Source organism: Streptomyces sp. NPDC007346 (assembly GCF_040703535.1).
In the GTDB taxonomy this organism is placed as follows: Bacteria; Actinomycetota; Actinomycetes; order Streptomycetales; family Streptomycetaceae; genus Streptomyces.
This window is the reverse complement of sequence record NZ_JBEYKR010000070.1, coordinates 1-12,203: the sequence shown is the minus strand read 5'-3', so window position 1 is coordinate 12,203 and position 12,203 is coordinate 1. Positions and strand designations below refer to the sequence as shown.

Annotated in this window: 9 protein-coding genes; 8 read left to right on the top strand and 1 reads right to left on the bottom strand. The window is 72.4% G+C overall.

Annotated elements, in window-relative coordinates:
• Positions 1–43 precede the first annotated feature (43 nt).
• The 3 genes from AB0917_RS19350 (at position 44) to AB0917_RS19340 (ending at position 4,523) form a co-directional block, all read left to right on the top strand.
• The gene (locus tag AB0917_RS19350; protein ID WP_366820811.1) at positions 44–1,459 is read left to right on the top strand and encodes a class II fumarate hydratase; all 1,416 of its coding nucleotides are present in this window, start codon (positions 44–46) and stop codon (positions 1,457–1,459) included.
• Between the two features lie 84 nt (positions 1,460–1,543).
• Positions 1,544–2,230, top strand: coding sequence for a DUF402 domain-containing protein (locus tag AB0917_RS19345; protein ID WP_366820810.1), 687 nt, complete (start codon positions 1,544–1,546; stop codon positions 2,228–2,230).
• Positions 2,231–2,621: 391 nt separating this feature from the next.
• Positions 2,622–4,523, top strand: a complete 1,902-nt coding sequence (locus tag AB0917_RS19340) for a SpoIIE family protein phosphatase (protein ID WP_366820809.1) — start codon at positions 2,622–2,624, stop codon at positions 4,521–4,523.
• Between the two features lie 136 nt (positions 4,524–4,659).
• Here AB0917_RS19340 and AB0917_RS19335 read toward each other — a convergent pair whose 3' ends face one another.
• On the bottom strand, positions 4,660–6,897 hold the full coding sequence (locus AB0917_RS19335) for a transglycosylase domain-containing protein (RefSeq protein ID WP_366820808.1): 2,238 nt from the start codon (positions 6,895–6,897) through the stop codon (positions 4,660–4,662).
• A 239-nt stretch (positions 6,898–7,136) separates the two neighbouring features.
• Between AB0917_RS19335 and AB0917_RS19330 the strand changes: the two genes are divergently transcribed.
• The 5 genes from AB0917_RS19330 to AB0917_RS19310 all read left to right on the top strand — a co-directional run bounded on the left by AB0917_RS19330 (position 7,137) and on the right by AB0917_RS19310 (position 12,117).
• Positions 7,137–8,108 carry an SPFH domain-containing protein gene (locus AB0917_RS19330; protein ID WP_366820807.1) on the top strand — a complete coding sequence of 324 codons (972 nt, stop codon included), beginning with the start codon at positions 7,137–7,139 and terminating at the stop codon, positions 8,106–8,108.
• Positions 8,105–8,380, top strand: coding sequence for a hypothetical protein (locus tag AB0917_RS19325; protein ID WP_366820806.1), 276 nt, complete (start codon positions 8,105–8,107; stop codon positions 8,378–8,380). The genes AB0917_RS19330 and AB0917_RS19325 overlap by 4 nt, the downstream gene beginning before the upstream one ends.
• 130 nt (positions 8,381–8,510) lie before the next feature.
• Positions 8,511–9,035 carry a PadR family transcriptional regulator gene (locus AB0917_RS19320; RefSeq protein ID WP_366820805.1) on the top strand — a complete coding sequence of 175 codons (525 nt, stop codon included), beginning with the start codon at positions 8,511–8,513 and terminating at the stop codon, positions 9,033–9,035.
• Positions 9,032–9,718 carry an ABC transporter ATP-binding protein gene (locus AB0917_RS19315; RefSeq protein ID WP_366820804.1) on the top strand — a complete coding sequence of 229 codons (687 nt, stop codon included), beginning with the start codon at positions 9,032–9,034 and terminating at the stop codon, positions 9,716–9,718. The genes AB0917_RS19320 and AB0917_RS19315 overlap by 4 nt, the downstream gene beginning before the upstream one ends.
• A complete protein-coding gene (locus tag AB0917_RS19310) occupies positions 9,715–12,117 on the top strand; it encodes an FtsX-like permease family protein (RefSeq protein WP_366820803.1) in 2,403 nt (800 codons plus the stop codon). Before AB0917_RS19315 ends, AB0917_RS19310 begins: the two co-directional genes overlap by 4 nt.
• Positions 12,118–12,203: the final 86 nt, after the last annotated feature.

Genomic DNA, 12,203 nt, shown 5'->3' with positions numbered 1-12,203 from the left:
AGAACAAGACATGTGCTCATCTTTTGCAGGAGGTTTAAACACGATGGTTGACGCGACGACAGATCCGCAGGGCACCCCGGAGTTCCGGATCGAGCACGACTCGATGGGTGAGGTGCGGGTTCCCGCCCACGCCAAGTGGCGGGCGCAGACCCAGCGGGCGGTGGAGAACTTCCCCCTCTCCGGGCAGCGCCTGGAGCGGGCGCACATCGAGGCGCTGGCCCGGATCAAGGGCGCGGCCGCCAAGGTCAACGCCGAGCTGAAGGTGCTGGATCCGGACATCGCGGGCGCGATCCAGGAGGCGGCCGCCGAGGTCGCGTCGGGCCGCTGGGACGAGCACTTCCCGGTCGACGTCTTCCAGACGGGCTCCGGCACCTCCTCCAACATGAACGCCAACGAGGTCATCGCCACCCTCGCCACCGAGCGCCTGGGGAGCGAGGTCCACCCCAACGACCACGTCAACGCCTCGCAGTCGTCCAACGACGTCTTCCCCTCCTCCATCCACATCGCGGCCACCGCCGCCGTCACCGCCGACCTGATCCCCGCCCTGGACCACCTGGCGGACTCCCTGGGGCGGAAATCGGCCGAGTTCGCGGAGGTCGTGAAGTCGGGCCGTACGCATCTGATGGACGCCACCCCGGTCACCCTCGGCCAGGAGTTCGGCGGCTACGCGGCCCAGGTCCGCTACGGCGTGGAGCGGCTGCGCGCCTCCCTCCCGCGCCTGGCCGAACTCCCCCTGGGCGGTACGGCGGTGGGCACCGGCATCAACACCCCGCCCGGCTTCTCCGCCGCCGTGATCGCCGAGGTCGCCGCGGCCACCGGGCTGCCGCTGACCGAGGCCCGCGACCACTTCGAGGCGCAGGGCGCCCGGGACGGGCTCGTGGAGACCTCGGGCCAGCTCCGGACGATCGCCGTCTCGCTCACCAAGATCTCCAACGACCTGCGGTGGATGGCCTCGGGCCCGCGCACCGGCCTCGCCGAGATCAACCTCCCCGACCTCCAGCCCGGCTCCTCGATCATGCCGGGCAAGGTCAACCCGGTCATCCCGGAGGCCGTCCTGATGGTCGCCGCCCAGGTCACCGGGAACGACGCGACGGTCGCCACGGCGGGCGCGGCCGGCAACTTCGAGCTGAACGTGATGCTCCCGGTCATCGCGAAGAACCTGCTGGAGTCCGTACGGCTGCTCGCGAGCGCCTCCCGGCTGCTGGCCGACCGCACGGTGGACGGCGTCACCGCCAACGTGGAACGGGCCCGCGCCTACGCGGAGTCCTCCCCCTCGGTGGTCACCCCGCTCAACAAGTACATCGGGTACGAGGAGGCGGCGAAGGTCGCCAAGCAGTCCCTCAAGGACGGCACGACGATCCGCGAGACCGTCCTGGCCTCGGGGTACGTCGAGCGCGGTGATCTGACCGTGGAGCAGCTGGACGAGGCGCTGGACGTGTTGCGGATGACACGGCCGTGACGCGTGGGACGTACGGGGTCACCCGGGCGCACCGGGTGAGCTGAGTCGCAGCGGGCGGGCGCGGGCGCTCCGTAAGATCTCTCCATGACAGGTACGGGAGAGTGCGCACGCTGGGCGCCGGGGGACCAGATCCTCTGGCGCTACCGCGACAACGGCCGGGCCCACCGGGCGCCCGGGGCCCCGCCCGTGCACATCTGCCGCCCGGTGACCGTCGTCCAGGACACCGCCGAGCTGCTCGCCGTCTGGATGGCACCGGGCACCGAATGCGTACGCCCGGTCCTGGCGAACGGCACGCAGGTGCACGCCGAGCCCCTCGCCACCCGCTACACCGCGCCGCGCACCACGGCCCGCTCCACGTGGTTCGGCGCGGGGGTGCTGAAGCTGGCCCGGCCCGGGGACCCGTGGTCGGTGTGGCTGTTCTGGGACCGGGGCTGGCTCTTCAGGAACTGGTACGTGAACCTGGAGGAGCCGCACACCCGGTGGTCCGGAGGGGTGGATTCCGAGGATCACTTTCTCGACATCTCCGTGCACCCGGACCGCAGCTGGAAGTGGCTCGACGAGGACGAGTTCGCCCAGGCGCAGCACGTCGGCCTGATGGACCCGGCCACCGCCGCGGGGGTGCGGGAGGCGGGCCGGGCCGCCGTCGAGGTGATCTCGGCGTGGGGCTCGCCGTTCCGGGACGGCTGGGAGCACTGGCGGCCCGATCCGCGGTGGCAGGTTCCGCCGCTGCCGGATGACTGGGACCGCACCCCTGCCCACATGCCGTCGTGAGACCCTGGACGCACCCCCCGGGGCCCGGTCGGCAGGCCCGGATCCCCGAGGGACGCGCCGGCCGGGCCGGCGCGCACCACACCGGATCTGACCACAAGTCATCACACCGGTCGTGCGGACCGAGCGGGCCACCGACCCGGCCGGGCCGCCCGGTCGCAGGACCACCACGAGGGGGTGGAGACGTGTTCGCTGCCCGCTGCCGCCTCGCCGTATGCCCACCGGCCGCCGCACGGAACGTCGTCCTCCGGCCATCTCCCGGACGTTCGGTTTCGGCCCCGCGTGCGGGGGCATCCGCAGACAGCCGTTGTCCTCATCGCGGTCGCCGGGGCACAGTGGCGCCCCACGAGGTGACTGCCTCATACAACCGGCCCGGACGGACGGAATCCCACGCGTGACGGAGCACCCCACCTCCCACGAAGGCCGGCAGCCTCTCGCGGCGCGGCAGCAGGAGCGCACCCGGCCCCGGCAGCAGGACGCGGCGGCCGCGGCCGCCGCTGCCGCGATCCCGGTGCCGGCCGCCGCGCCGAACCCGGGCCCCGGACCGGCCGCCGTCGCCGAGGCGCAGGCGGCCACCCGCCGCGAGGGCGACCGGCTGCGTTTCGTCGGGGCCGCGACCCGGCGCATCGCCCGCGGCATAGACCTGGACGAGATCGTCCTGGGCCTGTGCCGGGCGAGCGTGCCGACGTTCTCCGACGCGATCCTGGTCTATCTGCGCGACCCGCTGCCGGTCGGGGACGAGCGGCCGGTGAGCCCGTTCGTGCTGCGGCTGCGCCGCAGCGACCGGCTCCGGCACACCGACGAGGAAGGCGTCGAGGGCGGCCCGGAGTCGGAGCGGCTGCGGCCGCTGCTCACCGACCCGACAGCCGATCTGATGCCCGCCGCCGAGCTGTGCGAGGTGCGGGCGGGCGGTGCGCTGGCCGAGGTGCTGCGCGGGGTGCGGCCGGTCTTCGGCGACTCGGCGGCGGCCCGCGCCGCACTGCCTGAGCTGCTGGGTCCCGGCCGCCCGGTCCCCACCGGCCACCGCGCGATCCTCGCCCCGCTGCGCGGCAGACGCCGGGTGATCGGCGCGGCCGTCTTCGTACGGTCGCCCGAGCGGCCCCCGTTCGAGGCCAGTGACCTGCTGGTCGCCGCCCAGTTGGCGACGCACACCGCGCTCGGCATCGACAAGGCCGTGCTGTACGGGCGCGAGGCCTACATCGCCGATGAGCTCCAGCGCACGATGCTCCCCGACTCGCTCCCCCAGCCCACCGGCGTACGCCTGGCCTCGCGCTACCTCCCGGCGGCCGAAACCGCCCGGGTCGGCGGCGACTGGTACGACGCGATCCCGCTGCCCGGCAGCCGGGTCGCGCTGGTCGTCGGCGACGTCATGGGCCACTCCATGACCTCCGCGGCGATCATGGGCCAGCTGCGGACCACGGCCCAGACCCTCGCCCAGCTGGACCTGCCGCCCCAGGAGGTGCTGCACCACCTGGACGAGCAGGCGCAGCGGCTGGGCAGCGACCGCATGGCGACCTGCCTGTACGCGGTCTACGACCCGGTCGCGCACCGGATCACCATCGCCAACGCCGGACACCCGCCACCCGTGCTGCTGCACCTGGGCGGCCGGGCCGAGGTGCTGCGGGTGCCGCCGGGCGCCCCGATCGGGGTGGGCGGGGTCGACTTCGAGGCCGTCGAGCTGGACGCCCCGGCCGGTGCCACGCTGCTGCTGTACACCGACGGCCTGGTCGAGTCGCGGCTGCGGGACGTGTGGACGGGCATCGAGCAGCTGCGGGAGCGCCTGGCCGCGACCGCGCAGCTCACCGGCCCGGACCACTCCCCGCCGCTGGAGGCCCTCTGCGACGACGTGCTCGACATGCTGGGGCCGGGCGACCGGGACGACGACATCGCGCTGCTCGCCGCCCGCTTCGACGGGATCGCGCCGAGCGATGTGGCGTACTGGTATCTGGAGCCGGAGGACGCGGCCCCGGGCCGGGCCCGCAGGCTGGCCCGGCGGGCGCTCGCCCGGTGGGGACTCGACGAGATGTCCGACGAGGTGGAGCTGCTCGTCAGCGAGGTCGTCACCAACGCGGTGCGCTATGCGGAGCGGCCGGTGACGCTGCGGCTGCTGCGGACCGACATCCTGCGTTGCGAGGTCGGTGACGACTCCCCGCAGCTGCCCCGGCAGCGCCGGGCGCGGGAGACCGACGAGGGCGGCCGCGGGCTGTTCCTGGTGAACCGGCTGGCCCGGCGGTGGGGCGCGACGCGGCTGTCGACGGGCAAGGTCGTCTGGTTCGAGATGGCGACGCGGAGTTAGCCGGACGTAGGTGACGCGCCGTACACGACATGCCGTACGTGACGCGCCGTGCATGACACGTCGTACGTGACGTGCCGTGCATGACGAGGAGGGGCGGTGCCGGTTGCGGCACCGCCCCTCTCTCATGCGTACGTGGTCACTCCCCGGGCACTCCGGCACCGCCGGGCCGCTCGCCCGGCTGCCCGTCGCTCTCCCCGGGCTGGGGCGGCAGCTCGGGGGTGGTGGACGGGACGGTGGGCGGCGTGATGGTCGGCGGGGCCGAGGGTGGCGGCGACGACGACGGGGTCTCGCTGGGCGTCTCGCTCGGGGTCTGTGACGGCGTCTGCGACGGGGAGGGCTCCTCGGACGGGCTGGGCTCCTCCGACGGCGTCCTGGAGGGGGCCGGCGGCGGGGGCACCTCGCCGCGCTCCACGTCCTGGAGGTCGAACCGGGCGTCGGAGCCGCCGTCGAGGGCGCCGAGCGTGTAGTCCGCCCAGATGCGGGCCGGGAAGCCGCCGCCGTTGGCCCGGCCGGAGTTGGCCGTGCCGGTGAGGGAGACCTGCCGGCCGCCGTCGGGCGATTCGCCGAAGAGGGCCACGACCGTGGTCAGTTCGGGGGTGTACCCGGCGAACCAGGCCGACTTGTTCTCCTCCGAGGTGCCCGTCTTGCCCGCCGCCTCGTAGGCGGAGGTGTCGGCCGCGCTGCCGGACCCCTCGTCGACGACGCCGGTGAGCGCGGAGGTGACGGTGTCGGCCGAGGCGCGGCTGATCGCCTGCTCCTTGCGGGGCGCCTCGGGCTTCACCGTACGGTCGCGGTGCTCGGCGGACTCAAGGATGTGCGGGGTGACCTTGCGGCCGTGGTTGGCGAGGGTCGCGTAGACGCCCGCCATGTCCCAGGTGGAGGCGTTCATGGTGCCGAGGGTGACGGCGGGGCGCTCGGGGAAGTTCTTGTCCGGTACGCCGAGGGCGAGCGCGGTCCGCTTGGTGGCGGCGGGCGTCACGTCCACGATCATCTGCGCGAAGACGGAGTTGACCGAGCTGTTCATCGCCTTCTGGACGGAGATCGGGCCGTAGCTCCGGTCGTCCTCGTTCTGGGGGCTGAACGGGGTGTCGCTGCCGACGACGGGCCGCTTGCTCGTGCCGTCGTAGACCGTGTCGAGCCCGATCCGGCTGCCGTCCTGGGTCTCCGACTCGTTCTCCAGCGCGGCGGCGAGCACCAGCGGCTTGAAGGTGGAGGCGGGCTGGTAGTCCTGGCGGGTGGCGTTGTTGACGTAGTGCTTGACGTAGTCCTCGCCGCCGTACATCGCGAGGACCTTGCCCGTCTTCGGGTCGACGGAGGTGGCGCCGGCCTGGACGGTGGCGTCGACCTTGTTGCCCTCGCGGTCGAGCTGCGACTCCAGCTCCTTGTCCACCGACTTCTCCAGCTGCTGCTGGCGCTTCTTGTCGATGGTGAGGGTGAACGTCCAGCCGCCCGCCTCACGGTCCTCGGCGGAGATGCCCTGCTTGTCCAGCTCCTTGTTGACCGCCTCGACGAGATAGCCGGACTGGCCCTCCATGCCCTGGGCGGGCTTGGGCTTGTCCGGGACGGGGAACTCCTGCTGGGCTCGCTCGGACTCCTCCAGCCAGCCCATCTCCACCATGTTCCTCAGGGTGTAGGCCCAGCGGTCCTTGACCAGGCGCTTGCCGGTGTCGGTGGCGGTGGCCCAGTCGTACTGGCTGGGGGCCTGGAGGAGGGAGGCGAGGTAGGCGCCCTGGGAGACGTTCAGCTCCTTGGCGTCGATGCCGTAGTACGCCTGGGCGGCCGCCTGGATGCCGCTGGCGCCGCGTCCGTAGTAGGCGGTGTTGATGTACCCGGCGAGGATCTGGTCCTTGGACTGCTTCTGGTCGACCTTGAGCGAGATCACCAGCTCTTGGAGCTTGCGGCTGATGGTGGGGTCCTGCGTCAGGTAGAAGTTCTTCACGTACTGCTGGGTGATGGTCGAGCCACCCTGCTTGCCCTTGCCGCTGAGCGTGTTGACCAGACCGCGGGTCGTGCCCTTGAGGTCGACGCCCTGGTCCTTGTAGAAGGTCTTGTTCTCCGCGGCGACGAAGGTGTGCTGCACCTGCTTGGGCACCTGGGCCAGGTCGACGATCTGCCGGTTGACGCCGCTGTTGGAGCGGGCGAGAACCGTGCCGTCGCTGTACTTGTAGACGTTGCTCTGCCGCTCCGCCAGGACGTTCGGGGCGGGCACGTCGACGTACAGGTAGAGCGCGCCGAACGCGCCCATTCCCAGCAGGACGATCCCGAAGAACGTACCCAGCAGCTTCTTCCACGTGAAGAGTCTGCGTATGCCACCGCTCTTCGCAGCCCGGCGCGATTCTCGCGCCTGAGCTCGTCGCGCATCCGCTCGACCCATTGCTGTGTTGCTCCCGCTTCTCTGCTCGACCGGCTCGCTCGGTTCACCCGTTCCGTTCAGACCTGCCAGCTAACACCGTCGGCAGAGACGAAAGGCAAGCGATCCAGTCTTTTCCGGACGTGACAATCAGCACCCGTTCCCAAGGGAACCGACTCCTGAGGGGTGCACAAGGTTGCGAAAACCGTTAATGTGACATCACATTGATAGCGCGGCGCCAGCCGCACGGAACGGGGGACCCCATGACCGCACAGCACGACGGACACCGCCCGGACGCCCCGGCGGCCGAGCTCACCATCGACGCCCCCGAGATGCCCGCACCGCAGGTCAGAGAAGTCACCGCGCACTCGATACCGGGCGGCGTCGGGCTGCTCCTGACGGTGCTCGGGGTGTTCGCGGGGATCGGCCTCATCATCGTCGGCGCGGTGACCATCGGAGGCGGCACGGCCGCCCTGGGGGTGCCGCTCCTCATCCTCGGGGTGCTGCTCGTGATCGCCTCGTTCTTCTGCATGAGCGGTGTGAAGATGGTCGCTCCGGGCGAGGCCCGCGTGATCCAGCTCTTCGGGCGGTACGTCGGCACCATCCGCGCCGACGGGCTGCGCTGGGTCAACCCGCTGACCTCCAGCCGCAAGATCTCCACCCGGGTCCGCAACCACGAGACCGCCGTCCTGAAGGTCAACGACGCCTACGGCAACCCGATCGAGCTCGCCGCGATCGTCGTCTGGAAGGTCGAGGACACCGCCCAGGCGCTCTTCGAGGTCGACGACTTCCTGGAGTTCGTCGCCACCCAGACCGAGGCGGCCGTCCGGCACATCGCCATCGAGTACCCGTACGACGCCCACGAGGAGGACGGCCTCTCGCTGCGCGGCAACGCCGAGGAGATCACCGAGAAGCTGGCCGCCGAGCTGACCGCCCGGGTGCAGGCGGCGGGCGTCCTGATCATCGAGTCCCGCTTCAGCCACCTCGCGTACGCCCCCGAGATCGCCTCCGCCATGCTCCAGCGCCAGCAGGCCGGCGCGGTCGTCGCGGCCCGCCAGCTGATCGTGGAGGGCGCGGTGGGCATGGTCGAGATGGCCCTGGCCCGGATCGCCGAGCAGGAGATCGTGGAGCTGGACTCCGAACGGAAGGCCGCCATGGTCAGCAACCTGATGGTGGTGCTGTGCGGCGACCGCGCGGCGCAGCCGGTCCTCAACACGGGCAGCCTCTACCAGTGACCGACCAGACGCCTCCCCCGCGGACGTCGGCGTCCGGGCCGCAGCGGCGCAAGCAGATGCTGCTGCGGCTGGACCCCGCGGTGCACGACGCGCTGGCCCGCTGGGCCTCCGACGAGCTGCGCAGCGCCAACGCGCAGATCGAGTTCCTGCTGCGCCGGGCACTGAAGGAGGCGGGGCGGCTGCCGGGTTCGGCGGCGCCGATCGCCCGCCGGGGGCGTCCGCCGAAACGGCCGCCGGAGGGGCCGGAGACCCCGCCCGGCCCCGAGGCGTAGAACCGGGCCGGCCGCGCGGAACCGAGCCCGACCCCCAGGAAGCAGCCCCCTGGCCCGCCCCACGGGCCGGCGGGGCGCTTTTCCAGACACGTATACACACCAGGTATACACCCCGTGTACAGTGCTGCTCATGTCTATCGGTCACACCCTCCTCGGGCTCCTGGAATCCGGCCCCCGCCACGGCTACGACCTGAAGCGGACCTTCGACGAGAAGTTCGGCCAGGACCGCCCGCTCCACTACGGCCAGGTCTACTCGACGATGTCCCGGCTCCTGAGGAACGGGCTCGTCGAGGTCGACGGCATCGAGAGCGAGGGCGGGCCCGAACGCAAGCGGTACGCCATCACCGACGCCGGGATCACCGACGTCTCGCGCTGGCTCGCGCAGCCCGAGAAGCCCGAGCCGTACCTCCAGTCGACGCTCTACACCAAGGTCGTCCTCGCACTCCTCACCGACCGCAGCGCCGCCGACGTGCTGGACACCCAGCGCTCGGAGCACCTGCGGATGATGCGCGTCCTCACCGACCGCAAGAGCAGGGGCGACCTCGCCGACCAACTGATCTGCGACCACGCCCTGTTCCACCTGGAAGCCGATCTGCGCTGGCTGGAACTGACCGCCGCCCGCCTCGGCCGGCTCGCCAAGGTGGTGGCCCCGTGATCCCCGAAGGCGCCCTGCTCGCCGCCCGCGACCTGCGCAAGACCTACGGCTCGACGCCCGCCCTGGACGGCGCCTCGTTCTCCGTCCACCCCGGCGAGGTCGTCGCCGTGATGGGCCCCTCCGGCTCCGGCAAGTCGACTCTGCTGCACTGCCTGGCCGGGATCATCACGCCCGACTCCGGCACCATCACCTACGCGGGCCGCGAGCTCTCCGCCCTGCCGGACGCCGAGCGCAGCGCCCTGCGCCGCGGCGACTTCGGCTTCGTCTTCCAGTTCGGCCAGCTCGTGCCGGAGCTGACCTGCGTGGAGAACGTGGCGCTGCCGCTGCGGCTGAACGGGGTGAAGCGCAAGGCCGCCGAGCGCACCGCCCGGGAGTGGATGGAGCGCCTGGAGGTCGACGACCTCGGCGCCAAGCGCCCCGGCGAGGTCTCCGGCGGCCAGGGTCAGCGCGTCGCCGTGGCCCGCGCCCTGGCGTCCTCGCCGAAGGTGATCTTCGCGGACGAGCCGACCGGCGCCCTGGACTCCCTCAACGGCGAGCGGGTGATGCAGCTGCTCACCGAGGCCGCCCGCTCCGCCGGCGTGGCGGTGGTGCTGGTGACCCACGAGGCCCGGGTCGCCGCCTACTCCGACCGTGACGTCACCGTGCGCGACGGCCGGACCCGCGACCTGGAGCACGCCGTATGACGCTGCTCGACTCCCGTGACGCCCCGGCCGCCGGCCGGCACCGCCCCGAGCCGCCCTCGCGTGGCGCGGCCACCCTCCGCGACCTCGGCCTGGGCATCCGGTTCGCCGCCGCCGGGGGCCGCGAGGGCTGGATCCGTACGCTGCTGACGGCGGTCGGTGTCGGCCTCGGCGTCGCGTTGCTGCTGCTCGCCTCCTCCGTACCGCACCTGCTCGACGAACGCTCCGCGCGCGACCAGGCCCGCAAGGAGGCGCCCGTCTCCGGGTCGTCCGACGGGCGGGCCGTGGAGTCGGACTCCTCGGTGCTGCGGATCAACGCGACCACCGAGTACCGCGACCGGACCGTCGTGGGCTACCTGATGCGCGCCGAGGGGCCGGCTCCCGTCCGCCCGCCGGGCGTCGAACGCTTCCCCGGGGCGGGCGAGATGGTGGTCTCCCCCGCGCTGAAGGAGCTGCTCGCCACCCCCGGGAACGAGCTGCTGCGCGAGCGGCTGCCGTACGAGATCACCGGCACGATCGGCGACGCCGGGCTGCGCTCGCCCGGCGAACTCCTCTACTACGCGGGCAGCGACACCCTGACGCCCGCCGCGGGCGGCCACCGGGTCACCGGGTACGGCGACCCCCGCGAGAGCGCTCCGCTCCCGCCGCTGCTGGTCGTGCTGACCGTCATGGTCTGCGTGGTGCTGCTGGTGCCCGTCGCGATCTTCACCGCCACGGCCGTGCGGTTCGGCGGTGACCGGCGCGACCGCAGGCTCGCCGCGCTGCGCCTGGTCGGCGCGGACATCGCCTCGACCCGGCGCATCGCCGCCGGAGAGGCCCTGTTCGGCGCGGTCCTGGGGCTGCTGATCGGTCTGGTCTTCTTCCTGGCGGGGCGGCAGTTCGCCGGTGCGGTGGAGATCTGGGACGTCAGCGCGTTCCCGGCGGACCTGGTGCCCGATCCGCCGCTGGCGCTGCTGATCATGGTCGCGGTGCCGCTCACGGCCGTGCTGGTCACGCTGGTGGCGATGCGCTCGGTGGTGATCGAGCCGCTCGGTGTCGTACGCCGTGGCCATGACCGGGGCCGCCGGCTCCGGTGGCGTCTGCTCATGCCGCTCGCGGGTCTGGCGGTGCTCGGGTACACGGGCCGGATCAGCGCGTACGAGTACGCACCCGTGAAGCCGTACGCCATCGCGACCGGTGCCGTGCTGGTGCTGGTCGGGCTCGCCCTGCTGCTGCCCTGGCTGGTCGAGGCGTGCGTGAGCCGGCTGCGCGGCGGCCCGGTTCCCTGGCAACTGGCCATGCGCAGGCTTCAGTTGAACAGCGGTGCCGCGTCCCGCGCGGTCAGCGGAGTCACGGTGGCGGTGGCGGGGGCCATCGCCCTGCAAATGATGTTCGCGGCGATGAACGCGGACTTCAACCGGCTGACCGGCTGGGACGCCACGCGAGCCCAGTTCGCCACGTACTCCGAGAACGTCACCGGCGACGCGGCCACCTCGGCCATCGAGCAGTTCCGCGCCACCCCGGGCGTGGAGGTGGTCATCGGCTCGGTGGAGGCGTACGCGTCCAAGCCGGGTGTCTACGCCGAGGACGACATCCCGCCCACCACCTCGCTGACCGTCGGCACCTGCGACACCCTGCGCGAGCTGGCCCGCATCGGCGCCTGCGAGGACGGCGACACGTTCGTCGTCCACCCGGCGGACGACGAGGACATGACCCGCTGGGTCGACCGGACCGCCCGCAAGGGCGAGGTGGTCGAGATCGGCTCCGGGCCGGGGAAGCCGGTGCGGTGGACGCTGCCCGCCGACTCCCCGACCGTGACGGGGCGCACCGACCCGATGGGCACCCCCCACTGGGGGATCATGGCCACCACCGGCGCGATCGACGCCGGCACGCTGCCCGGCGCGACGATCACCGCTCAGATCCGGGTCGACAGGAGCCTGCCCGACGTCGCCGAACACGTCCGCAACACGGCCGTCCGGATCGATCCCGGCATGCGCTTCGTCACCCTCGACTCGGTGGAGCGCGACCGGCAGTACGCCAGCATCCAGACCGGCCTCAAGGTCGGGGCGAGTGCGGTGCTGCTGCTGATCGCCGCCTCGATGCTGGTCTCCCAGCTGGAGCAGTTGCGCGAGCGCCGGCGGCTGCTGTCGGTGCTGGTCGCCTTCGGCACCCGGCGTACGACGCTGAGCTGGTCGGTCCTGTGGCAGACCGCCGTCCCCGTGGTCGTCGGACTGGCGGTGGCGGTCGCGGGCGGGCTGGGGCTCGGTGCGGTGCTCGCCTGGATGGTCGACGGCAGCGTCTCCGGCTGGTGGCTGTTCCTGCCGCTGACGGGGGCCGGGGCGGGGCTGATCCTGCTGGTGACGGCGGCGTCGATGCCCTTGCTGTGGCGGCTGATGCGGCCGGACGGGCTCCGTACGGAGTAGGGCCGCGTACGGAGGAGGGCTGGGCCGGTGCGGCCGGGGGGAAACCAACCCGCCCCCCCCGCCGACGTTGGGGGGCGGCGGCCGCA